General features: G+C 40.6%; 20 protein-coding genes and 1 riboswitch. Of the genes, 9 read left to right on the top strand and 11 right to left on the bottom strand.

Annotated features, from left to right (window positions below; translation table 11 throughout):
• Nucleotides 1-376: 376 nt before the first annotated feature.
• Complete coding sequence (locus OQZ33_RS21075) at nt 377-2329, top strand: glycoside hydrolase family 97 protein (RefSeq protein ID WP_265801407.1); 1953 nt, start codon at nt 377-379, stop codon at nt 2327-2329.
• A gap of 177 nt (nt 2330-2506) precedes the next feature.
• On the opposite strand, the gene OQZ33_RS21080 is transcribed toward OQZ33_RS21075, so the two are convergent.
• Nucleotides 2507-2782: a hypothetical protein gene (locus tag OQZ33_RS21080; RefSeq protein WP_265801408.1), complete on the bottom strand. Its 276-nt coding sequence runs from the start codon at nt 2780-2782 to the stop codon at nt 2507-2509.
• Between the two features lie 176 nt (nt 2783-2958).
• Here OQZ33_RS21080 and OQZ33_RS21085 point away from each other — a divergent pair, with 176 nt between their 5' ends.
• Nucleotides 2959-3108 (top strand): hypothetical protein, encoded by a 150-nt coding sequence (locus OQZ33_RS21085; protein WP_265801409.1) that lies wholly within the window; start codon nt 2959-2961, stop codon nt 3106-3108.
• Nucleotides 3109-3114: 6 nt separating this feature from the next.
• Nucleotides 3115-3912 (top strand): type 1 glutamine amidotransferase domain-containing protein, encoded by a 798-nt coding sequence (locus OQZ33_RS21090; RefSeq protein ID WP_265801411.1) that lies wholly within the window; start codon nt 3115-3117, stop codon nt 3910-3912.
• Between the two features lie 188 nt (nt 3913-4100).
• On the opposite strand, the gene OQZ33_RS21095 is transcribed toward OQZ33_RS21090, so the two are convergent.
• From OQZ33_RS21095 to OQZ33_RS21135, 9 genes are all read right to left on the bottom strand, one after another.
• Nucleotides 4101-4331 carry a helix-turn-helix transcriptional regulator gene (locus OQZ33_RS21095; protein ID WP_056850087.1) on the bottom strand — a complete coding sequence of 77 codons (231 nt, stop codon included), beginning with the start codon at nt 4329-4331 and terminating at the stop codon, nt 4101-4103.
• Between the two features lie 257 nt (nt 4332-4588).
• Entirely contained in the window at nt 4589-5521 is a 933-nt protein-coding gene (locus OQZ33_RS21100; protein WP_265801413.1) for a hypothetical protein, read from the bottom strand.
• 120 nt (nt 5522-5641) lie between these two features.
• Entirely contained in the window at nt 5642-6850 is a 1209-nt protein-coding gene (locus OQZ33_RS21105; protein WP_265801414.1) for a DUF4998 domain-containing protein, read from the bottom strand.
• A gap of 9 nt (nt 6851-6859) precedes the next feature.
• Entirely contained in the window at nt 6860-8125 is a 1266-nt protein-coding gene (locus OQZ33_RS21110) for a DUF5000 domain-containing lipoprotein (RefSeq protein WP_265801415.1), read from the bottom strand.
• 16 nt (nt 8126-8141) lie between these two features.
• The gene (locus OQZ33_RS21115; RefSeq protein WP_265801416.1) at nt 8142-10067 is read right to left on the bottom strand and encodes a RagB/SusD family nutrient uptake outer membrane protein; all 1926 of its coding nucleotides are present in this window, start codon (nt 10065-10067) and stop codon (nt 8142-8144) included.
• 9 nt (nt 10068-10076) lie between these two features.
• Nucleotides 10077-13319, bottom strand: coding sequence for a SusC/RagA family TonB-linked outer membrane protein (locus OQZ33_RS21120; protein ID WP_265801417.1), 3243 nt, complete (start codon nt 13317-13319; stop codon nt 10077-10079).
• Between the two features lie 84 nt (nt 13320-13403).
• Nucleotides 13404-15098, bottom strand: a complete 1695-nt coding sequence (locus tag OQZ33_RS21125; RefSeq protein ID WP_265801418.1) for a trypsin-like peptidase domain-containing protein — start codon at nt 15096-15098, stop codon at nt 13404-13406.
• A 38-nt stretch (nt 15099-15136) separates the two neighbouring features.
• A complete protein-coding gene (locus OQZ33_RS21130) occupies nt 15137-16270 on the bottom strand; it encodes a TlpA disulfide reductase family protein (RefSeq protein WP_265801419.1) in 1134 nt (377 codons plus the stop codon).
• A 53-nt stretch (nt 16271-16323) separates the two neighbouring features.
• On the bottom strand, nt 16324-17733 hold the full coding sequence (locus tag OQZ33_RS21135) for an alpha-L-fucosidase (RefSeq protein ID WP_265801420.1): 1410 nt from the start codon (nt 17731-17733) through the stop codon (nt 16324-16326).
• 223 nt (nt 17734-17956) lie between these two features.
• On the opposite strand from OQZ33_RS21135, the gene OQZ33_RS21140 reads away from it, so the two are divergent.
• The gene (locus tag OQZ33_RS21140) at nt 17957-19393 is read left to right on the top strand and encodes a sensor histidine kinase (protein ID WP_265801421.1); all 1437 of its coding nucleotides are present in this window, start codon (nt 17957-17959) and stop codon (nt 19391-19393) included.
• Between the two features lie 8 nt (nt 19394-19401).
• Complete coding sequence (locus OQZ33_RS21145; protein ID WP_265801422.1) at nt 19402-20106, top strand: response regulator transcription factor; 705 nt, start codon at nt 19402-19404, stop codon at nt 20104-20106.
• 36 nt (nt 20107-20142) lie between these two features.
• Here the strand turns inward: OQZ33_RS21145 and OQZ33_RS21150 are convergent, their stop codons facing one another.
• Entirely contained in the window at nt 20143-20685 is a 543-nt protein-coding gene (locus tag OQZ33_RS21150; RefSeq protein WP_265801423.1) for a hypothetical protein, read from the bottom strand.
• A gap of 259 nt (nt 20686-20944) precedes the next feature.
• Nucleotides 20945-21047, top strand: a riboswitch (TPP riboswitch).
• 86 nt (nt 21048-21133) lie between these two features.
• On the opposite strand from OQZ33_RS21150, the gene OQZ33_RS21155 reads away from it, so the two are divergent.
• Genes OQZ33_RS21155 through OQZ33_RS21170 form a run of 4 tightly spaced genes read left to right on the top strand, consistent with a single transcriptional unit; the run spans nt 21134 to nt 23819 of the window.
• Nucleotides 21134-21850, top strand: coding sequence for a class I SAM-dependent methyltransferase (locus OQZ33_RS21155; RefSeq protein WP_265801424.1), 717 nt, complete (start codon nt 21134-21136; stop codon nt 21848-21850).
• 6 nt (nt 21851-21856) lie between these two features.
• The gene (locus OQZ33_RS21160; RefSeq protein WP_265801426.1) at nt 21857-22900 is read left to right on the top strand and encodes an AIR synthase family protein; all 1044 of its coding nucleotides are present in this window, start codon (nt 21857-21859) and stop codon (nt 22898-22900) included.
• Entirely contained in the window at nt 22891-23547 is a 657-nt protein-coding gene (locus OQZ33_RS21165) for a thiamine phosphate synthase (RefSeq protein WP_265801428.1), read from the top strand. Before OQZ33_RS21160 ends, OQZ33_RS21165 begins: the two co-directional genes overlap by 10 nt.
• Nucleotides 23548-23549: 2 nt before the next feature.
• A complete protein-coding gene (locus tag OQZ33_RS21170) occupies nt 23550-23819 on the top strand; it encodes a Trm112 family protein (RefSeq protein ID WP_265801430.1) in 270 nt (89 codons plus the stop codon).
• The last annotated feature ends 100 nt before the right edge of the window (nt 23820-23919 follow it).

The raw sequence follows: 23919 nt of genomic DNA on the forward strand, positions 1-23919 counted from the left end.
ATATTAATTTGTTGAAGATCGATCAAATCCATGAGTTTTTAGTTATGTTATGGAAGTTTTTTTTATCGATTTTTCTTTAAAGCTAAGCCTTAAAAGACAGCTAAAATACTATTTATCAATACATTAAGCAGTAAATAGGATTAAATCACAACAAAGTTATCAGCTGCTCTGCATTAAAAATCAGGTAATTATAAACGTGTTAGTAACATTTAAAAAATTATCCGTAATTTTCTGCCATAAACCAAATATTAAAACCAGCCAGACAAGCGCTAAAAACCGATTTTGTTCAAATCAATTTTTGCGTGAGGGTAAGCAATTGCTATAAAGCTGACCATTTAGTGTTTGGTTTAACCAATTTTATCTAATCGACTATTTTATGACTTCGTTTAAAAAAATTTCTTGTGCATGCTTACTTCTATTTAGTTTTTTAGCATCATCAGCCCAAGAACTAATGGTTTCTAGTCCTGATAAAAAACTTAACGTTAAACTTAACTTAACAGATGGAAAACTTTTCTACGAAGTGAACTTTGCAGGCACACAAATGCTTGAAAAATCTCCTTTGGGTTTAAAGGGTACGAAAGTAGATTTGTCTGCCGGCTTAAATTTTGTAAGCCAGCAGTCGCGTTCTATTGACGAGACTTATTCGGAAGCCAAAATCAAAAAAAGCACTGTCAGGTACCAGGCCAATGAGCTTACTTGCAAATTTGCAACCGCGAATAAGAACGAACTACAGATAATTTTTCGGGTGAGCAATAACAATATAGCTTTCCGTTATCACATTCCGCAGGTTGGCGAACCCGCTAATTTTACAGTAGAAGAAGAATTGAGCGGTTTCAACTTCCCTGCAGCTACCACAACATTTTTAACACCACAAGCCACCCCAATGATTGGGTGGATGAAAACCAAACCCAGCTACGAAGAAGAATATATTGCCGATCAACCGATGGGGACAGCTTCCAAATACGGCATTGGATATACCTTTCCTGGTCTTTTTCACTTGGGCAATAAAGGCTGGGTGCTGATATCGGAAACTGGCGTAAACAGTTTGTACTGCGGATCTAAACTTGGCGAGGGTACCAAAGATGGATTGTATCAAATCGCTTTCCCGGAAATGGGAGAAAACAATGGATTAGGAAGTGCTAAACCAGCAATGTCGCTTCCAGCTTATACGCCATGGCGAACCATTACCGTTGGCAACGATTTGAAGCCAATTGTAGAAACGACCATCTCATTTGATGTAGTAGAACCTCAATATCAGGCTTCGAAAAACTACAGCTTTGGCCGTTCTACCTGGAGCTGGTTACTATGGCAAGATAATAGTATCAATTTTGATGACCAGAAAAAGTTTGTTGATTTATCATCAGCAATGGGTTATGAATTCGTATTGGTAGACAATTGGTGGGATGCCAGAATCGGCAAAGAAAAAATTGAAGCGCTGGCAAAATATGCCAAAGGTAAAAACGTGGGTGTTTGTTTATGGTACAACTCAAACGGTTTTTGGAACGATGCGCCACAGACCCCAAAAAACAAAATGAACAGTGCTTCTGCCAGAAAAAAGGAAATGGCCTGGATGCAAAGCATCGGGATAAAAGGAATTAAGGTGGATTTCTTTGGTGGCGACAAGCAGGAAACAATGAAGCTTTATGAAGATATTTTGTCGGATGCCAATACTTATGGGCTTAGCGTAATTTTTCACGGCTGTACCTTGCCGCGTGGCTGGGAAAGGATGTATCCGAATTTTGTAGGGAGTGAGGCAGTATTGGCCTCAGAAAACCTAATTTTTACACAGGCAGCAAATGATAATGAGGCATATAACGCCAGTTTGCATCCATTTATTAGAAATGCTGTAGGTGCCATGGATTTTGGCCCTGTGTTGCTGAATAAACTTCATAACAAAGAGAATAACGGAGGGAAAATACGCAAAACTACTGAAAGCTTTCAGCTGGCAACCGCTATCTTGTTTCAAACACCTGTGCAAAATTTTGGTATCACTCCAAATAACTTGACGGATATGCCTGCCCATGTAATTGATTTTATGAAGACCGTACCTACCACATGGGATGAAACGATTTTCCTGGATGGTTATCCCGGCAAATTTGTAGTGCTCGCCCGTCGCCATAAAGATACCTGGTACATTGCTGCTATTAATGCCGAAAAAACTGAAAAAGAAATTGATATTGCCTTACCAATGCTAACGAATAAAAGCCTGCAGGCTTTTAGTGATGGCACAAATCGAGAACCTCAACTTAATAAACTTTTGTTAAACAGCACCAACCATATCAAAATTAAACTACTGCCTGATGGCGGTACGGTATTAATCGGAAAATAAATTTTTGAGAGCAAAAATTTCGTGTTCAAGCGAATCTATCATTCAGCTTATCGTCGCATACCACAACTGAAGAGACTCGACCTATGCAGCAGCTTTTCTGCTCTGCATTTGATCGTCTCATCTTTTTGTCATCGAGAGTATAAATAAACTCACGTACAATTCATCGATGATTACTGATTATTCGATTTCGCCATCAGCTAAGCCTTCCAGAAACCAGCCAGATTTATATTCAAATTTGGCAAATGCTGTTCTACTTTCGTTTGTAACCGTGCCGGCAAAGTCATGAGCAATTTCTTTTTGCGACTCCAAAACCTCCTTAATCACTATCGCATATTCTTCAATGTTAAGGCCATCTTTAATTACATAGCTCAGCTCGCCATTTTCACTCCATATTGATTCTACAACACCTTGATCAAATTTTGCCTGCGTTTCTTTGCTTATTTCGCTCATCATCATTTAATATTTACCTCATTAAACTCTCCAATCCACTAAAAAGTTTGCAGGTTGTATCTTTCCAAATATTAACTGATGTTGAAATATATATTGACTCAATTAGAATTGTCATGTTTTGAACTTTTGCGAACCTTTAAAGCTTATGTAATGTTATCCATGTACTAAAACTAAGAATTATGATAGACCCAAAAGACAAAAACAACGAGGCGGAGAACGAAAAAACGCAACCTAGTGATTCGCAAGCTAAACAAGAAGAAACGAATTGGGATGAGCATCAGCGTATAGATGAGGAAGGAAACGAACTGGATGCAGAAGATATTAAATAAAGAGAGATGAAAAATATATTGATGATACTGACCTCTCACAGCGAGATGGAAAATACCGATGGCAAGACAGGCGTGTGGTTGGGTGAATTTACAGATCCATATTACGAATTTATTGATGCTGGATTTAATGTTACCCTTGCGAGTGTAAAAGGCGGAAGACCACCGGTTGACCCAATGAGTGAGCTCGCCGAAAATATTACGGGTGCAAACAGGAGGTTTCAAGAGGATGAGGATGCAAAAGCTGCATTCTCGCATACGCAGCTGCTAAATCAGATGAATGCTTCGGATTTTGATGCCGTGTTTTATCCTGGCGGCCATGGCCCGATTTGGGATTTAGCTAAAGATAACAACAGCGGAATTTTGATCCTTGATTTTATCGATGCAGGTAAACCTGTTGCTGCTGTTTGCCATGGTCCGGCTGCTTTAATTAGCGCAGAAAACCAACGCCCAGGCTTTTTGAAAGGGAAAACTATTTCTGCTTTTAGCAATACAGAAGAAACGATGGTGGGTCGAAGTGGAAATGTTCCTTTTTTATTGCAAACAAAACTCGAGGAACTAGGTGCGGAAGTTAAAACGGCATTGGTTCCATTTTTATCGCATGTGGAAACGGATGGTTTGCTCATTACAGGTCAAAATCCGTTATCCGCTGGCCCGACCGCAAAAGCACTTATTGAGTTCCTTAACCAAAATAACACAACGGCAAATCAGCAGATTAAAGATGATGAAACTCCGTTAGCTGAGCAAAAGCAATGGCAAGAAAATGCTGAACAATATATCGCGGCGAAACCTGATGATTTAATTTAAATAAACGAGATTTTGTAATAAATAAAGGGATTATTGATGAAATAACCCCTTTATTTATTGGATCAGGAAAAGGATTTCGATTGTTCTCCGTTACCTTATTTCTTGAAGTGGTTGATCTCCAAATAAAAAAGCAATCCTTTTGAAGTAAGGTTTTGTTGGTAACAAACTAAACCACACTTTTTCAACTGTTATACCTTTAGTAACCCATATCTATATGCAAACGACACCAGGGAAGCGGTATTTCTCGTTCTTGTTTTGCTGATCAGAAGCTTTCTTAGGGTTTCAACTTTGCTTGGCTTTACTTTAAGTTCCTCGCTTATTTCACTATAAGTTCGTCCTTCAGCAATTAATTCAATCATTTTAATATCCTGGGTATCAATACCCATAATACTTGGTACAACGTCTTTTTCTCGGTTCATGTCTCAAACTTAAAAAAAATTAAACGTTTAGTAGCTAAAATGACTGTTTACAACTACAAAACAGGCGTTTTTTTGACATTTATCATCATTATTCGTATGGATTTGTAATATTTAACATTCAAAATAAGATCGAAAAAGTAGACAAATGATCATATTTTGAGACGATTTTGACCGTAGACACTGTACTAGCTGAGCAAATGTTATGCACCTTTTTCTAATTTATGGACTGACAAGGAATATCTATCATCTGAAAACGATCAATAAATCACCCCTGAAAACTCTTTCTTAGCTTGTTGCAATTGGAGTTCATATTCCATTGGCCAGCCAAAAGCTTTTTCAGCGGTTTTCTTTAAATCCACGCCCGCAGCCCCACTCCAAAAATGAACAAATTCTCCATAGTTTAAATCACGTTGAAAGCGGTTACCCCTACCTTTTGGAAAATACTGTGCCAGCAACGCGAAATATTTGTTTAAAACTTTGCCCTTTCCATAACCGCTATAGATCGGATAAAACCAATTTTTAAACCATTGCGTTCTGGCTCTTGGAAAATCATCATACTGTGATTGCATCTGTGTAAACACTCTTTCCGCTTCTGCTTTCATTCCAATATTTAACAGTACATCATAATTGAAAATTTCCATAAATTTACTGTCACCCCAAAGCGCATCAGAAGGCGAGCCTTTTGCACCATGACTAGCACTGGTTACGATGTGGCCCATTTCGTGAATAGGCATACCAATTTGCTCGCCTACGGGATTAGTCCAGTTTCCAAGCCCACAATCGATTACGTTTTTATAATCGTGGCTTCGATCAAAAAATGGCGAAGGATGCCCACCACCATAATCTTTTCCATTTACCTGGTGGAGGATGACGTATAATTTTGGATCAGCGCCAAAAGCACCATAATTTTGTTTTACATAGGCCCAGCACTTACCCATCACCCCTATTGGCCAGCGTACGGAGTTTGGCATCTGGTCGTCATAGTAAACCGCAACATCATCATTGCTTCCTACTAACTTGAGTTGTTTTTTGTGCTCAAACCAATGTTCTTGCCATAGGCTATCGAGGGGCTTTTGACTGGTAGAAGAACCATCAGCAGCGAGCTGTTGAGCATGTATTTCGTTTGAAGAAAAAAATAAAGTAAGGAGCAGCACGAAGTAGAAATGATTTCCGCTAGAAAAAATGTTCATGTATAAATAGGTGTTTAAAGAATGACAGAGATTAGGATTAATTGGTGAAAAGACCAACAATAATCCGTTGAAAAATAAAGGTGGGCAAGATCATTCAGATCAATATGCCCACCCTTTATTTTATTTGTTCCAGAAAGAAACTTCGCTAATGTTGCTATAGTAAGCATCGCCACTGGCAACAGAAATTACCCTGATTCGAATATATCTAACCGTTGGTAATCCATCAGGAAATGCCACTTTGAAAGGCGCAGATCCGTCATCGCTTCGTTCAACCGTTTTAAGTAATTTCCAGCCACGACCATTAGATTCGGCGGTCCAGCCCGGAGAATCTGCCGGCGATTGCGTTTGAGCACCTGTTAAATCGGCAATCCCCCAGATTTCGAATTTGGTTGGGTTGTTACAGCAATCGCGACCAATGATTTCAAACTGGGCAAGGTTTGCCACCTGTTTTCCCATATCAAAAGTGAAGTGGTGAGGCAATGGTGTGCTATCATCACTATGAAAAATATCAGGGTAACCTGTTGGCGCCTTATTCCCATTCCATAATTTCGATAATGAAGTTTCACTGCTATACGTACCTACATCATTAGTCAGTTTTAAGGGTTTAAATAACGATTTATCTACCGGGACCATGATATTACTCAAGGAGTCGAAACCTGCGGTATAAAAGGTATCAATAGCAGATTGAACAGGAACATAGGACGACCTGAAATACACTTTAGTTCCAACCTTGTAATCTGCTAAACGTATCGAATTTGCATCAGGCCCAAGTTTTGCCTGGCGAACGGTTCCATCTTTGTAAGTATATCGGATTTCGGTGCTGATGTTGATCGTATCGGGGCGTTCAAACTGCAAAGTGATGCCATTGTCATCAAGCTGGTAAGGCGCACTAGCCACCAGGAAACGATTGGTTAAACTCGTTTTATAGCTATCTCCGTATACTTTAACATTGTTAATTTGAACCGGAACGGATTTATTTCCAGCTTTATCAAATGAGTAAATGGTAAATGAATAATTGTATTCTACCAGATTCGAAATGATTACTGAAACGTTAGCCACCGACCGGTCTGGCGCCTGTAATGCCAGTGAATCTTGTGCATTGTTCCAATAAATCATATAGCGGCTTACACTTGGATCAGGACTGGCCTTCCAGGTAAGCTTAATACGGTAGTTTCCGGGAGAGGCGGTTACCTTTTCAGGGAAACCAGGATAAATCTTTTCCTTGCCGTCTAAATAGTCTTTATAATCAAGCGCATCTTTACTACATCCGTAAAAAAATGCGATAGCCACCAAGGCTAATAAAATCCGCGTTATATTTTTAGTTGCCATGTTTTCCTTTTAATTGGTGTTTCCCCAAAATGATAGTTCCATTACGTGAGCAAAATCTGCGTTGCCCCAGGTACTGTTTACAGCCAGCCTGATAAATCTCACTTTCGGCGCATCAATGCCGATATTAAATTCGAAACCAGCTTTTACGGCTGCTAAATCTGCAGGGGTGGTTTGCCCTGGTGCATTGCCCGAAGGCGGCGGTGGACAAGTGAAGTTGCCAAGATTTACCCAGTCACCCACTACGGTACCTTTTGCAGAGGTAGTCGGCAAATTTGTATCAACAGGGGCCGTTTTAGATGAACCCCAGAGTGTCCACGTTTTTGGGTTACCATGATTATAAGAATAATCATTTCCATAGGCTTCGCCCCGCTCCCATAACTTATACCGGCTCAACTTAGCTAAAACACCCATATCGAAAGTACAAAGCTGTAAAGGCTTACCAAATCCAGCTTCGGTATGCCAGCCAGGATCGTTGGTATTGGTATCCCATAACCTGGTGGTATTCCAACCCAAACTAGTTGCACCTAAAGGAGAATCTGAAGCCAGGCGATACTCGCTAAACCTTGTTTTAGGAACCAGAGTTTCGAAAATAGGATTGATAGACTTGTACAGCGTATCAGAAATATTTCCCCATCTATCTGTAACGTACACACCGAAATCTCTCTTTAACGTATCAAAACCGCGTACACTGAAATTTATGGTTTCGGCTTCTGTGTAAAACTGTTCTACAGGCAATAATTTTCCAGTAGTTTTATCATTAGAAATGACAATAACCCCAATGGCTTTTTTTGATGGATTAGTAGCCGAGATATTTACACCACCAAAATCGGCCTGAAGTTGGATAGTGGGATAAGCCATCAGGTAAGCTGGGGTGGTTGGCCTTACATTAACTTTAATAGGATCGCTTTTAACATTCGCACGTGATACTGCGTAAAGCGTTACTTCATAATCACCAGCTTTTTCAAAACCCTCTACCCTTAAGGTATCGCTGTAATAAGAGGCTTTAGATTGGCGCACTGTACGCGAATTGATCCTGTATTCTGCCTGTACATAAAGTAGGTTTTCAGAATTGGGCAGCTGATAAGAAAGCACTGCCGCTCCTGCCTGGTTATCTACCCGCACACCTGTAATGATGCCCGGTTTCGCCATATCCTGAGATACCACATCGTTAAAACCTTCTGTTTCTTTACACGCATTAAGCGAGCATAGAAGAAGCAGGGCAGCCATAAGCTGCACCATGCTCCAACCAATATATCTTATTGAATTCGTTTTCATCATCTTAGTTTTTAAATTACCAGTAAGGGTTTTGAACAAGATTTGGATTGACAATTAAGTCGTTATATTTTATTGGCCATAAATAATCTTTAAGGCCGAAGGATGGGATCACGAGATTTCGCTGTCTGTAATAACCTTCAGGCGTAGCATCCTGAATGTTCCAGCCTTGCAATGGTTTACTTAAAACATCCTGTATAATTTTCCAGCGGCGAAGATCCCAGCCTATACGTCCTTCAAAACAAAGCTCAATTCTTCTCTCCTGTTGGATGATAGCTCTTAAACCATCTTTAGAAGCTGCCTTACCCGGATTTGATGAATATAACGACCACGATTCCTGAACACCTTTTAAACCAGCACGGGCACGAACTTTATCAATGTAACTATAGGCTTCTGCCGATGGTCCGTTTACTTCATTAAGCGTTTCTGCGTAAAGTAGATACAGGCCAGCTAAGCGCATCAGCGGCAGTTTAAAACGTGCCTGAGTAACTTCAGTTCCGAAAACGGATTGATAGTTTACCAGTTTGCTTGGCCAGTAACCCGATACATTTACTCGAATGTTATCCTTAGGACCAGCGATAGAAGTTGCGCCACGGGCTTGAACAAATAACATATTTTCAGGATCGGTTTGACCGTTTCCAAAGAAACAGCTTCCATCAAAAGATAAATCTGCATAAAATCTCGGCTCTCTATCCATGTGCATTTTAATGGTTTGATAACCGCTTTTCATATAATACTTATGATCTGCTGCAACTGTTGCAACGGCATACCTGCCGCGATAATCATAATTTGGATCTTCGTTAATTGGAACGCCATTTTTTGAATAGAAAAGTTCGGCCATCCCGATAGGTACGGCAAAGTTTCCAGGCGCTCCGCCCATATTCTGTACCATCGCAGCGGTTAATCTTGGCATTGCCATAGATTGCAAATTGAAAGTTGAATTTAACGCCCAGATCACCTCCGAATTTTTTTCCAAGTTTTCGGTTATACTCTGCCTGATATCCATAACCGTTTTTAGCGGCGCAGGGATAGTTGGAAGATTACCCGGAGATACGAAGTGGTAAAGCGACATATTGCTTTGTTCACATGCTTTTACAGCTTCCTGGCAAGCTAACATCGCTTTCGACCATTTTTCTGCCTGAAAAGCTGCAGGGAAAAGATTTACGCCGTCTTTATCCTTGAAACTGGCATAATCACGGTTGCCATTAAAAAGCGGACTGGCCTGTGTGGTCAGTATCTCGGCTTTTAAAGTAAGAGATATCAGTTGTGTAATTCTGCCTAAACTTTGTGCCGGATCCTGTATTGTTCTTGGCAAATCTGGCGTGGCCTCATCCAATAGCGAGGTGATGTATTGAAAACAAGCATCAACTGGTTCACGCTTTACCCTCACCTCTTCCGTTCCTGCATCAATAGCCAAATTATCTTTTATCAAAGGAATAGGACCATACATTCTCAACAGATAGAAATGATAATAGGCTTTTAAAAATTTCACTTCAGCAATCCATCTGTTTCGCTCAAACTGCGGCAAATCTTTTGGTTTGCTAATATTTTCTAAAAATATATTGCACCTTCTGATGGCTTTAAAAATGGGTTGGCCAAGTTGCTCCCCATCCCAGTAATTCAGCGATGGATTGTCGGTATTTTGTACCCCTCTAATTAAATGGAAACCTTGTTCTGCTTCCCTGTTCCCTAAAGTAGCTTCGGTAAGCGTATTAGGAAAATAAATTTCGCCAGAAGTGGTAAAGGCCGCATCATTGTTAGATGGCACCATATTTTGCAAGGTAGAATAGCAGGTGAAGAGATAATTCTCTGCCTCATTTCTATTTCTGAAAGCGTAATCGATGGTGGCCACATTATCCGGCGTAACATCGAGGTATTTTTTGCAGGATTGCACCATACCCGAAACAATTGCGATAAGTATGATTATTTTATAATTGAGTTTCATGTGATCTGCTTAAAGATTTACGTTGATTCCAATGTTATATACTTTCTGGATAGGATAGCTAAAGCCGTTCGAAGCCAACTCCGGATCCCAATCTTTAAACCTGCTCCATGTAAATGGATTCAAGGCATTAAGGTAAATTCTGCAGTTAGAAAGGAAAGCCTTTTTCGCCAGTTTATCAGGGAAGGTATAACCAATTTCCACCGATTTTAAACGGATAAAAGCACCGTCTCTCATCCACCACGAGCTCGTTTGCAAATTGTTGCTAATCTCTGGTGCAGTTGTACCCAAACGTGGATATTTTGCGTACAAATCCTGGTTTTCTTCTGTCCAATGGCTATCGGCAAAAACCTGTAGCACCTGGCGGTTCTGTAAAAACGGACTCACATCAGATGGATTAATGAAAAAGCTGGTTCTGCCTACACCCTGAAAAAACATCGATAAATCGATCTTTTTGAAACCCATGGATAAACCTGCACCATACACAATTTCTGGTGTAGACGGCAAACCAAGAAAAACCTGATCGGCCTCGGTAATTTTGCCATCATTGTTTAGGTCGGTGTATTTAATATCTCCTCCTTTTGGTGCAGAAGCACCTGAACCGAAAAGCTGTGCCGGCGATGCCGCTGCCTCCTGATCATCCACAAATAAACGTTCGGCTATATAGCCCCAGCGTACACCGATTTTTTGACCCGAAAGTATTCTCCAAGGTTCACGGTAAGCCGGTTGTTCGTATTGGCCATATTTGTTTTGCGAGAATGTAAAGTTCATTCTGCCTGACATCCAAAAGCCACCGCGGAAGGTTTTGCTGTAATCGGCAGAGAAATCTATCCCTCTCGAATCGGCTGTACCCAAATTTGCACTCACTGCTGATTCTAAACCCATACTGGTCGGAATCGAAGCTCTTTCCATTAAAATATTATAACGATGTTGTTTGTAAACCTCCGCGATAATGTTCAGGCTGTTAAAAAAGCTCATCTCTAAACCAATGTTCGTTTGGCGAGAAGTTTCCCAGGTTACCGCATCGTTTGCATAATTTGTAATGCTTACACCCGGACGGGTAACGCCATTATTTTGACCAAAGAAAGCTGGATTGCCGCCATTTAAATTCACATTCGAGAGATAGAAAAAGCGTTGCGCACCAATGGCATCATTACCCACCAAGCCATAACTGGCCCTAACCTTTAACTTATTCATCACCTTTTTAACACCTGCATTCCAGAATGCTTCGTTTGATACTACCCATGAGCCGCCAATGGTCGGAAAGAAACCAAACCTGTTCTTCTCGGCAAAACGCTCTGAACCATTGTATCCAAAATTGAATTCGGCAAAATAACGGCTGTCATAAGAATAGCCTAAACGACCAGATAGGCCCACGTTTCGGTAAGGAAGTGAATATTGTAAACTGGGTAAATTAGTTTGCGGATCGGTTGCATTCGCATATAACCGTTGTTGCCTGGTGGCAATAATGGTGCTGCTGATATTGTGTTTGTTACCAAATTGTCGCGAATAATCAATCACCCCCTGCATGTAAACAAAGGTGTTCACATCCTTAAAGCCTGGCTCGAAACTTAAATATTCTGAGGCCTGGCCTGGTTGATTATTGATCCAGTTTAATGAATATTGATTGCTGATTCTATCGTAAGAGGCAACATTGTAAAAGAACGGAGAATATTGTCTTGTTAAATCAAAATAGGAATACCTGTTGGTATTAAACATACCCTTAAACGAAAGGCCTTTTGTTAAAAATCCTAAGTCTTGATTAAGCTCAAGCTGTGCAGACATTCTCGATCTTGAAAACGACTTATAGCCTTTCATCATGTCTGCATAAGGATTTGAATAACCCACGGTATTACCAGTGCCTTCTGTTGAGCTGTTTCCAAACAAGATGTGCGTATCGATATCGGTTGAAGGATCAGCAGGGTAAAATGCAGGAAAAAGCACCGGACTGGTATGCAACGCTTTTTTGTACAGATCGGCAGAGAATGAGCCATCATCTGTAATTGGTCCGTTATATTCATCAAAAGTACCCGAAAGCCTAAGCACAATTTCGGTAGTTTTTGTTACGTTGATGTTCACATTAGAGCGCAGCTGATAATTTTCCAGCTTCACATTGTTATTGAAATTGTTAACTGGACTCACCTTTAAAATTCCATTATCACGGCTATAAGATGTTCCGATATAATATCTGGCTACCTTTCCACCACCGCTCACACTTCCGTTTAAACGCTGGTTATTTGTACTTTCTTTAAATAATTCATCAATCCAGTTTACGGCCGGATAAACATATTTATTGCTTCCCGGAGCATTGTTAATGGTTTGCTCACGGTTAAAGATATCATTTTGGGTAAAACGAGGAACGCCCAGCGGATTACGGGTGGTAATCGCTTCATTATACATCTGCATAAATGTAATCGGATCAGCAATATCCAGATTTTGGGTGGATTGGGAAATAGAATTCTCAAACCTCACATTTACCTTTGCATTACCTTCAACACCTTCTTTGGTGGTGACCAATATTACTCCGTTTGCACCCCTGGCGCCATAAAGTGCAGTTGCACTGGCATCTTTTAAAATGGAGAAACTAGCAATATCATCAACCTGTAAACGGGCAAGATCGTTGGCAGTGAGCTCTACGTTATCTACCAAAATCAAGGGGTCTTGTTTATATCCAAAAGTAGTTACCCCTCTGATGAAAAACGTCGAATTATCAAGGCCGGGCTGTCCGCTGCGCTGATAAGCCACTACACCCGCAATTTGTCCGGCCATAGCATTGGTTAAATTACTTGATGGAATTTTGAGTTTAGATGGCGTGATACTGGTTACCGATCCGACCATTGCTTCCCTGCGTTCTTTCTTGCCGAAAGCAGTGACCACAACATCGCTCAGGTTATTATCATCACTGCTTAAAATCAGGTCTACCCTTGTTTTATCCAGGCTGGCGATAAATGTTTTGGTTTTAAAACCTACTGAAGACACCACGACTGTTGCATTGGCAATTGCATTCAAGGTAAATTTTCCATCGCCATCGGTAACGCTACCCATATTGCTTTGTCCTTTTACCTGCAAGCTTACGCCTGGTATACCCAATCCAAGAGAATCTTTAACGGTTCCCGTGATTTTAAATGTGGTGCCCTGTTGCGCCATCGCAGGGTTTATAAGTTGTAGAATTCCGATTCCGAGAATGGCAAATAGTATCCACAGATTTCCTGAATAAGGCCTGCGCCTTACCCGAATAGTAAAATTTTGGTTCATAAGTTTGGTTGGTTATAGTTTATTTTTACTGAATCATCAGCACAGTTAATTGGTTACTTGTAATGGTTACATCATAGGCTGCAATTAGGAGTGGGTTTTAAATTTATATTGATAAATGAAAGCTGCAATTTTATAAGAAGGCATGATCAATGTGGAAGTCCGGCTAAATCTGGCGATATTAATTCCCACAAAATTCCCTTCTAAATCGTAAACAGAAGTTCCTATTTGTTGGGGCAACAACGCTAAGTCATGGGTATAAACGGCATCAAAACCATCTCTCCTTTTTGATTTCCCGCCGGCAAACCGATCTACCGGATGCTTTGAAACACTTTGTGCCTGCCATGCAAAAGTTACGGCTCCTTTGTAGAGCTTTTCTTTTCTTTTCCAGCTTATTAGCACTTCATCGGCAGGCCAGTACTGAGAAACCGCAGCTACAAATTCCTTGCTGCTTTTTAGTTCATGCCCACCGAAGCTCACCAGCTCATCACCTACCTCTAGTCCAAGCGCTTCTGCAGGGCTTTTTTGTTTAATCAATGAAAAAACTGCCGGACTAGATTCATACACCACCATTGCACCCAAAAGTGGCTGACTCATTATTTTGGGCAAAGTGATCTCCTCGCTTCCGATGATGCTCGCCACCACTTTACCATCTGCCTGCTTTGTAAAAACAAATTTGCCCTTCAACTTCGGGGTATCAACGTGGTAGTTACTGTCCAACTTTACTCCATGCTTAAAGTGTTTGGTAGTCGCTAGCATGACCAGATCATTGGTTTGATCACGGGCTAAAATGTTTAGGTTGTAAAGTTTGCCCTCGTAAACAAGATGGGCAGAATCGCCAATCATACTGCTCTTGCTCACCAAAACCTGCACCGGTTTACCAAGATTTTTTCTTAGATTAAATACACTTGCTGATACCTCCACCTTCTCCCCGTCTATAAAACTATTAACCACCAGGAATGCTCGTTTAGCATTTTGCTCAGTACTTAACTCGTTAAAAGCGTACTTTTCATTTGGGCTGAGGTGAGGAGATTTTTCGGTGCTGCTATCAATATCAACAATAGCTGGCAATGCAGTGTAATTTTTTTCTAACTGCAAGGCCGACCAATATTTCCGGTAAATATCTACCGGTATCTCAAAATTCATATCTTCCGAAACGTCAATGGCACTATGAATCGCAACTACTTTTCCATCAAGGTCAAATAATGGTCCGCCAGAGTCGCCAGGTTCCATTTTGCAAGACGACTGTACAAATCCATACTGGTTTTTTACATCTAAAATCTTCCCGAAACGAATAGTAGGCAATTCCTGATTAAGACTCTCGGGATAAGAAATGCTGAGGCAAGCTTCACCATTCTTCAACGATGACGAAAATCCCATTGCAGCGTATGGCCATTTTCCATTACCTTTAATCTTCATCATACCAACATCTGGTATGCCTGGAGTTTCTTTCACATCTATTCTGCCGAGTGCCACAGCGATAACATTTTTTCCATCAGGAAAGAAAACTTTGTAGCTTTTACCTGGCTGAATAACATGTGCGGCGGTTAGAATATAGCCTTCGCTAGTTACCACAACCCCGCTAAACTGTGCGGAAGTACGTTCATTTCTTACCGTATCGAAACCCCAAATCCGCACACTTGCCTGATAAGCTTTGTCCACTGCTGATGCAACATGCTGCTCCAATACTTTTGCGCCATTCTTTTGTGCATAGCTTGTTAGGGTACTCAGGATGCAGCATAAAGCGACACGACCAAAGATCGAAAACCAATGAAGAAGCATAACACTCTTGAATCGCATAATGAATTGACTATCAGTTATTAATTAAATAGTGAAGCTAATTTTTTATTCAAATCTTCGCCCCTCAAATTGCTGGCGATCACTTTTCCATCCTTATCTAAAAGGAAATTGGCTGGTACTGCCCGTATTCCGTATAATCGGCCAACTTCATTGTTCCAGCCTTTTAAATCGGAAACATGAAGCCATGGTAACCCATCCTGTTCAATGGCTTTTAACCAGTTTTCTTTTGATTGATCTAACGATACCGCAAGAATTTCGAAACCTTTTTCTTTATATCTACTGTAGTCTTTCACCAGGTTGGGATTTTCTGCTCTGCATGGACCACACCAGCTTGCCCAAAACTCTAAAAGGACAACTTTTCCTCTTAACTGCTCAAGCGATACGGGTTTGCCAATCACATTATTTTGAGAAAATAAGGGTGCAGAAGAACCAATTGCGGTGGCACTATTTGCTGCAATTCGCTGGGCCAATTCTTTTCCCATATCCGTATCTCGCAGGTTTTGCGCAAGTGCCTGATAAACCGGCGAAACTTTGGCAACATCTACACTCGTTCCAGCAGATTCGGACAAAGCGACTAAACCGAAATATGAATTTGGATGTGTTTTGGCAAATAAAAATTGTTTTGCTTCTCTCGCTTTAATATTGTTCCTGAAACGGGCATCTACCGCTTTAATGTAAGCAGCGTCTCGCTGTTGTTCTGGCGTACCACTGTTAAAGTCTGCATTTACAGCTTTTGTTAGCGCCATGATGGTCCCGCCGATTTGTTTGTTGTACGCTACAAATTCATCGTAAACTTTCGAACCACTCACAACAGCATTTTGTAAAGAGTCTTTCGAAGTAAAAACAATTTTTTCCTTACTGAAATAGATATAAACCACGTCGCCGGTATAGATTGCTTTTTGCTTTCCTCCACCATGATGATCCAACGCCAGTCTGGCATTTGCCACTCCTGAAAGCGGCCCTGTAAACTGGAAGGATCCATCCACCACTTCGGTCGAATCTTCGCGGCTCACGCCATTATCCATATAATCCAAATAGGCTTTTGCAGGCTTACTAAGGTTTCCAATTTTGCCGGATAGCGTGAAGTCGTTTGCTTGCCCAAGTGCAAAAAAGGGCAAGAATCCTGACAGTAATAAAAGCGTTTTAAATTTCATGAGTACAGCGTATTAAGCGTAATTTAATATTGAGGTAAATGGAGGGTCGGCACTTAATTGCGTTCATCAAATACGGCGAACTCTGCTATTGCCGGCGCATGTTTGAAACCAGAAAGGTTCACCCTGATTTTCTCACACCAGATTCTCTCAAATCTGAAAATGCTCACCTTTTTCTCTCCGGCTGCTTGTGCTTTTAGTGGTAGCCATTTTCCATCTGCAAAGTATTCCAGATCATATCTGGCACCTGAAGAATTACCAGCGGTAATCACGATCATGTTGCAAGGCATTGATTTCTCAAATTTTACCTCGTACCATGGTGCTTTAACAGTAGGATTAGAAGACCAGCTCGACCTGAAATTGTCGTCGTTTGCAAAATCCATGATATTCATGTCATCGCTCCAGGTACTGTTACTGATTACGCCTTTTGCAATGTTGCTTGAAATAATTGGAGCCGGATGTTGTGGCAATTTTGGTGGATTAGCCGAAGGCTTATAAAGTTTCCCCATTTCTTTTAATGCGGTAAGGGCATTATCATCAATCAGACCATTTTTATTAGGAGCAACATTTAAAATGAAATTGCAATAGGCACCATTGTATGGGATAATGAATTTGTTCACCAACTCATTTACATCTTTAACAGGCGTAGTTGGAAATGATGTTTTCCAAAACCAATTTTGTTGCAAGGGAAGGCAGGCTAAAGCAGGTAATTTGTTGCTTTCTTTAGAGATAAACTGTCCGGCTCCCTGCTCATAAGATTTGATATCCGTATAAAATAGTGCTTCCGTTGGGTATTTAGCTGCATTTAAATCCATTACCAAACAGTTTGGCTGTAGAGATTTAATCAGATAGTAGATATCTTCAAAAGGAACATCATCATAAGAAATTCTCGACCATGGAGCATCCCAACCATCAATAACCAGTGCGGTAATTTCTCCATAGTTGGTTAACAACTCCGTAATCTGCTCTTTAATTAATTTGATATGGGCTGGCGTAATTTGGTTTGGGCGAATACCATTATGAGTATCCAGAATAGAATAGTACAACATCACTTTTAAGCCATTCTTCCGAAATGCATCAGCATATTCCTTAACCACATCGCGTTTAAGTGGCGTATTCATTACATTGTAACTGGTTGTTTTGGTATTCCAGATCGGGAAACCGCTATGATGTTTGGTAGTTAAGCAACCGTAAGTCATATTTGCCGACTTTGCCGCTTTCGCCCATTGATCGGCATCAAGCTTTGGCGATTGAAACAAATTAAGCGCTGCATCTGGATCAGACCAATCCTGATCCATAAAAGTTGGCATACCGTAGTGGATGAACATGCCTAAACCCAGATCAACAAAATCTTGTTGTAAATCGGTTAAGTTTTTCTTTTTTGCATTTTGTTGGGCAGAAACCTGCTCAACAGAAGTCAGTGCTGAAACGAAAAGGAGAAGCGCTATGATTTTTTTAATAGTCATCTTTACTGGAAATTTAGGTTTGTAGGGTTTTTAAAGGTTCATTTAAGAAACAACTGATCGGTTACAATTCACTGTAAATCAACGCACAGGAGCAATCGATGTTTCTATAATCCAAAGCTAGTGTGGCTAAGGCAATAATTTATCTAACGGAAACCTAACAAAAGCCTAACAAAAACTTAACAGCATAATATTTCGGAATAATAGACCTATTTTTAGGCATAAAATGAAAGATCGCATCTATAAATCCGTCGTATTGGTTAGTTTTCTCATCCTGCTTTTGGTTCAGCTGAGATTAACCTACAATACTTACATGCTTCGCGATAGAGAATACAGCATCAAGGATAAAACTTTGATTAATGATGAATATGGGCGGAGTATTTCTGATGATAAGTTGTATCCTGGCGGCGGAAAGATCATCGATACCATTTTATCCAGGAATATGTCGCGGCTTAAAGCTGCCTACTATGCCAATAAAAATGAATTTAAAGCCTTATCACAAAAAGTGAGTGATACGTTATTGCTTAATCTGAAAGCAAATAGCTCGATGGATAGTATTTTTAAATCAATTGTTAAGCGTAACGGCTTAGATGCTAACCTTCAGTATCTGCTTACTTTCGAATCCATTGAACTTACTTTTACCAAGAAAATGGGAAACGTGTTCATCTTTAAACAGAAAAGCAACAATGAAACCTTACTTCCAGCCGTAAATCCTTTTGGGGTAATTATTGATGGCACGCTCGGTAGCCCGAATAGCCAAAATCGCGTAACTAACCTCTCTGTAAGCGGAACATTGGTTTACGATTATCGCATTACCTTTAATTTGTTTGTTGATGCTCCGGGCAGACCATTAAAAGTGGCGATGGAAATGCTTCCAACGTTTCTTCTGGTGGCCTTGTGCATTGTAATAATTGTAGGCATAAACTATTACACCTACATCAATTGGATGCGCCAGAAGAAAGAGGCTGAGGTAAAATCAGACTTTTTAAACAGCATCAAACATGAGTTTAATACCCCAATTACGACCATTTTAGTAGCCAGCAAAAGCCTGGATGAAGAAGAAGTGCTAAACGACAGGAGCCGGGTAAAAGCTTTGGTTCATATTGTGGAACGACAAGCAATGCGGTTGCATTCTCACATCAACCAAATGCTCGAAATTTCTGAGATAAACAACAACATCAACCTGGAAGAGACTGATCTTAATTATATGGTACTCACTATTGTTAACGATTTTAGCATTAAAGTTGAAGAACCACATTCCCTTACTTTTGATCCCTATCACCACGAAATTTTGCTAGTAATCGACCCATTTGTTTTTACAACCATGCTGCAAAACATGCTCGATAACTCTTTCAAACACAATCAAAGTACCGTTAAAAAAACTTCCATTTTTATTACTGAAAACGATAATGACTATGTCCTTCACATCGCGGATAATGGCAAAGGCATAGAAGAAAGTAGTAAGCCAAAGCTATTTGATAAATTTTTTAGAGCAGACCGTGAAAAAACTGTTTCTGGCTTGGGCTTGGGACTATATTATGTTAAACAATGCCTTGATTTGCATGGCTGGAATATTGAAGTAAATTCACATCTCGGTTCAGGCACCGAATTTATGGTACACATCCCTAAAAATCCTGTTAACACAAATGAGCACGTAAACTAAAGTTGAACATGAAATATGATATCATAATTATTGAAGATGAGGTTGACTTGGGAAATGTGATTTCGGAGTATTTAAAACTTCGGGGTTTTAGCGTACTCTGGTTTAAAACGGCTACCGAAGCACTTGAACATTACCGCCAGCATCAACTCGATAATAAACTCATGATTGTGGATATTCAACTTCCTGATATGAACGGCTTCGATTTGAGTACAGAAATTATGAAGCTTAACCCCAACCAGGCATTTTTCTTTTTAACGGCACATAATGAAAAGCAAGATCGTTTACGCGGATTGAAAATTGGCGCCATTGATTACATTTCCAAACCATTCGAAATTGAGGAACTGGTGCTTAGGATTGGAAACATCGTGAATAAGTTCTCAGATACCACGATTATCTCCAAAACGCAGGTGGCCGGCATCATTAAAATTGGTGATATCAGCTATCAAAAAGATCAGCTTTTTGTGCTTTTACCTGATGAGAAAGAAATCTCTTTGACAGTGAGGGAAGCCGAAGTTCTGGATCATCTATCAGCAAACATCAATCAGGTTGTAAAGAAAAAAGACTTGCTTTTGGCTTTATGGGGCAATGATGATTACTTCAATGGCAAAAGTCTGGAGGTTTTTATTTCCCGGCTGAGGAGGCTTTTTAAAGCTTCTGCCCAGGTGAGTATAGAAAATGTTTATGGACTCGGTTATATCTTAAAGGTGAAATAAGATCTCAAGGTCGATGCTTCTAAAATATTCAAGTTGCTATAATTTTATCTTTTGCGCCTCATCAAGATTGCTTTGTAACGAAGAAATCTTTTCTCTTGCCCAAAGCCGCAGTCGTTCATCCTGCACACCCTGGTTGGATGAAGCTTTTACATGGAGTCCGATCAGGGTTTGATCAGAATCGATAAGCATTGACAAGAGCGTACGCAAATGCTCCGCTCCCATCTTTTTATCAGCATTCTCCAGGTTAAAGACATGACTCTCTGAGAGATTGAAGCTATCCGTATCCTTTAAAAAATCAAAGCTAGCCAGATCGTTATGATAAGCAACGGACGATAATCTTCTTTTATTCGCAAGGTCAGCAAGTGCAGGATTTCCCTGGCCTTTTTCCAACTTAGCCAACATCTCGTTTTGATAAAGGTGCTCCTGCTTCACAGAGATGGCAAATTGTTTGGCATCCATCACATAGCCTTTTTCATCTTCTTTATGGCAGGCACTGATGAACATTCCAATCAACAAAAGAAGTCCAAAAACACCTGTTCTTTTTTTTAGAGAAATTTGTTTACTGATCAATCTGCGCATTAAATATGTTTTGTGATGGTTTAATATTTTCTTAAAATCTTCAAGGATAATTGTGTTCGTCATCGCCCAAAATGATGATCAAATCTGTTAGTAGTAAACATGTCCAGACTTTTTAAAGTTTAAAATTTTTATTTTTTTTCCTGCAGGGATGAAGCATGTTGTTTTGACAATCCTCAAAATGCAAACAAGAAAGCAAATACATTGATTCATTATATGATGTCAGAAAATTTCCAACTCTAATCAGAATTTATATATTTGCTGCTGTTGCACGGGGTGCTTTTAACAAAATGTTAAAGGCTGAGATGAATACCCGCGAACCTGACACGGATAATACCGGCGTAGGGATGCACCTGCTCAAATAGATTGCGGCCACCTGGCTGTTTGAATTTAAGCGCTGTTCACTATCCGAATTCCGGTAAACAGTAAGGCGTTTAAAATTTTCAAGCATATGCAATTAGAACAAAAAAGTTTCAATGTACTTTCCGAAAAGCTCAGCAACTGGCAGGGCCGAAAGGAATGGTTTTTCAACCGTGAACATACCGACACTTATGAACAGTGGTATGAAGGACGGTACAAACGTGCCGAAGTTTGGCAAAAAAAGGTGATGGCTGAACTTGTGGGGAAGGATAAAAACATTAGCGAGTTATTGGAATTTGGCTGTGGCACAACCCGCTTCACCAGATGGTGGAAAGAAATAGGGATTGAAGCTACTGGCGGCGATCTTTCGCCATTTATGCTGGGTCAGGCAGTTCATCTTTTTGATGGCGATCTGGTCAATGCCGATTCACACTTTATGCCCTTCAAAAACAACAGCTTTGATGCCGTGGCCTTCATTACCACATTCGAATACTATCGCGATCCCATACAGGTGATCAGGGAGGCTGCTCGGGTAGGCAAAAAAGGAATTGCATTCGGAATGATGAATAGAAACTCACCAAAAGTGTTGAGAAGACGAGTTCAGGAAATCTTTGGCCAAAACCCCTTTTATCTTACTGCAACATTTTACACCCCAAAGCTGCTCAGCCAAAAAATTCATGAAGCGTTAAAAGGGCGTGAATATACCATAGAATGGACCTGTACAGGACTTCCGAAATGGTTTCCTATGCAGCAGTGGAGCTTACCGATTGGTGATTTTTTCGGTTTATATGTTCGATTTAATGACTGATAAAAGATGAGTTCAGGAAAAATCAACAATACTGAATTTGAGGATATCATTTTGAAAAAAACCGGAAAAGCCCGTAGCGAAATACACTGTGGACCTGCTTTCGGAGTAGATGTATCTGTTGTGAATCTGCCGAATGGCCTGGCATTGGCCATGACCAGTGACCCACTTACGCTTATTCCATCCCTCGGTTTGCAAGAGTCGGCCTGGCTATCGGTGCATCTCATGGCTAACGACATGGCTACCACCAGCTTTGCACCCATGTACGCACAGATGGTTTTAAATCTGCCCACTTCACTCAGCGAACAGGATTTTAATACCTATTGGACCTTTGTGCATCAATATTGCAGCTCGATTGGCGTAGCCATTACGGGCGGGCATACCGGAAGAATTGAAGGACAGAACTCTACGATTTCCGGAGGTGGTACCATGATGCTTTACGCCCCTCGCGAAAGCATTTTGTTAAGCCGATATGCGCAACAAGACGACCTGATCCTCGTAACCAAAGCCTGTGCGTTATCTTCATCAGCAATTTTGGCGATGAGTTTCCCCGAAACGGTGAAGAATGCCATCGGAAAAGAACATTATGATCTGGCTTGTAGCTTGTTTTATCAAACATCCAGTTTGGCTGAGGCTTTAATAGCAAAAGAATTTGGGAACAATGCTGTTAGGGCCATGCATGATGTAACGGAAGGTGGAGTTTTAGGAGCGGTTTATGAAATGGCCATTGCTTCCGGTAACGGGGTCGAAATTGAAAACAGTGTAATTCCCGTAAGCGAGACCGTACAGGAAATTTCTGATCTGTTCGGGCTTGATCCAAGATTTACTGTAGGTGCCGGCAGCATGGTTATGGCAGTAGATAAATTTCAGGCAAATGCACTTATAAAAAAATTAGCAGACCAGCATATTCAGGCCACCATCATCGGAAAGTTTACGGCCAGAGAGCGTGGATACAAGCTCATCAGCAATGGAGAGGCTAGTGATTTACCCTACTTTTCTACTGACCCTTATTGGAATGCATTTTTTACTTCAAAACAAAAAGGATGGAAATAGTTAAAAAAACAATAGATGGCGGCGTTTATTTGGTGGTTGATCCCGCTATGGAAAGGGAAACATTACTCAAAAGCATTGAATCGGCATTGGCTGGAGGAATAAACATCGTACAAATATGGAACAACTGGCCTGCGCAAGTTGATAAGTTGTCGCTCATTAGCGAAATCGCCAGTCTTTGCGCCCCCTATTCCATTCCGGTACTGATTAATGAAGATTGGAAATTGCTACTTGAAACCGATCACCTCGACGGTGTACATTTTGATCAACTACCAGATAACCTGCTGAACATTAGACAGGCTGTAGGAAGAAAAATTATTATCGGAGTAACCTGCTCGGGCCATCTGGATACCGTCCATAGCGCAAACCAGTACAACATTGACTACATTTCCTTTTGCGCCATGTTTCCATCAAGCTCAGCTGGGAGCTGTGATATCGTTTCGCCAGAAACGGTCCGGCAAGCCAGAGCGATTACCAATATTCCATTCTTCGTTTCAGGTGGAATGACTCCAGACAACACCGCCATGTTAAAACTGAAAATACCATTTGATGGTGTTGCTGTAATTTCAGGAATACTGGGAGCGAGCAATCCCGAAAAGGAAGCAAAGGCCTTTCAACTTGCACTAAATGACCAAAAGAATAAGATATGAGAATGAAAACCATAAATAAGTTATGCTGTCCTTTTGATAAGGCGGATCTTCAATTGAAAATTTTTGTAAAAGACACCAACTTGAATGTACTGGAAGGCATTTTATCCTGCTCAGCATGCCAAAGAAACTATCCCATTGTACATGGTGTGCCCATTATGTCGCCTGATGAATATCGGCAGATTGAGCTCGAACAGCCCATTATAGAAAACTGGAAAATTGAACACGGACTGGAAGAAATCCGCCTTATTCCCGGCCAAATCGATCAAAGTTAAAACCATTTTCATTTTGCCTACATCTTGTTCAACTATTCAAAAATGAGCTTGATGTAGGCAATTTCACCTGCAACAAGCTTCGTTATCATGATAAAATTGA

Source organism: Pedobacter sp. MC2016-05 (genome assembly GCF_026239735.1).
Lineage (GTDB): Bacteria > Bacteroidota > Bacteroidia > Sphingobacteriales > Sphingobacteriaceae > Pedobacter.

Coding starts and splice junctions, on each gene's coding strand:
- OQZ33_RS21135 (WP_265801420.1), bottom strand. CDS start 17,733: ATGACTATTAAAAAAATCATAGCGCTTCTCCTTTTCGTTTCAGCACTG.
- OQZ33_RS21075 (WP_265801407.1), top strand. CDS start 377: ATGACTTCGTTTAAAAAAATTTCTTGTGCATGCTTACTTCTATTTAGT.
- OQZ33_RS21115 (WP_265801416.1), bottom strand. CDS start 10,067: ATGAAACTCAATTATAAAATAATCATACTTATCGCAATTGTTTCGGGT.
- OQZ33_RS21170 (WP_265801430.1), top strand. CDS start 23,550: ATGAAAACCATAAATAAGTTATGCTGTCCTTTTGATAAGGCGGATCTT.
- OQZ33_RS21140 (WP_265801421.1), top strand. CDS start 17,957: ATGAAAGATCGCATCTATAAATCCGTCGTATTGGTTAGTTTTCTCATC.
- OQZ33_RS21080 (WP_265801408.1), bottom strand. CDS start 2,782: ATGATGAGCGAAATAAGCAAAGAAACGCAGGCAAAATTTGATCAAGGT.
- OQZ33_RS21125 (WP_265801418.1), bottom strand. CDS start 15,098: ATGCTTCTTCATTGGTTTTCGATCTTTGGTCGTGTCGCTTTATGCTGC.
- OQZ33_RS21100 (WP_265801413.1), bottom strand. CDS start 5,521: ATGAACATTTTTTCTAGCGGAAATCATTTCTACTTCGTGCTGCTCCTT.
- OQZ33_RS21085 (WP_265801409.1), top strand. CDS start 2,959: ATGATAGACCCAAAAGACAAAAACAACGAGGCGGAGAACGAAAAAACG.
- OQZ33_RS21095 (WP_056850087.1), bottom strand. CDS start 4,331: ATGAACCGAGAAAAAGACGTTGTACCAAGTATTATGGGTATTGATACC.
- OQZ33_RS21165 (WP_265801428.1), top strand. CDS start 22,891: ATGGAAATAGTTAAAAAAACAATAGATGGCGGCGTTTATTTGGTGGTT.
- OQZ33_RS21145 (WP_265801422.1), top strand. CDS start 19,402: ATGAAATATGATATCATAATTATTGAAGATGAGGTTGACTTGGGAAAT.
- OQZ33_RS21090 (WP_265801411.1), top strand. CDS start 3,115: ATGAAAAATATATTGATGATACTGACCTCTCACAGCGAGATGGAAAAT.
- OQZ33_RS21120 (WP_265801417.1), bottom strand. CDS start 13,319: ATGAACCAAAATTTTACTATTCGGGTAAGGCGCAGGCCTTATTCAGGA.
- OQZ33_RS21130 (WP_265801419.1), bottom strand. CDS start 16,270: ATGAAATTTAAAACGCTTTTATTACTGTCAGGATTCTTGCCCTTTTTT.
- OQZ33_RS21160 (WP_265801426.1), top strand. CDS start 21,857: ATGAGTTCAGGAAAAATCAACAATACTGAATTTGAGGATATCATTTTG.
- OQZ33_RS21110 (WP_265801415.1), bottom strand. CDS start 8,125: ATGAAAACGAATTCAATAAGATATATTGGTTGGAGCATGGTGCAGCTT.
- OQZ33_RS21150 (WP_265801423.1), bottom strand. CDS start 20,685: ATGCGCAGATTGATCAGTAAACAAATTTCTCTAAAAAAAAGAACAGGT.
- OQZ33_RS21155 (WP_265801424.1), top strand. CDS start 21,134: ATGCAATTAGAACAAAAAAGTTTCAATGTACTTTCCGAAAAGCTCAGC.
- OQZ33_RS21105 (WP_265801414.1), bottom strand. CDS start 6,850: ATGGCAACTAAAAATATAACGCGGATTTTATTAGCCTTGGTGGCTATC.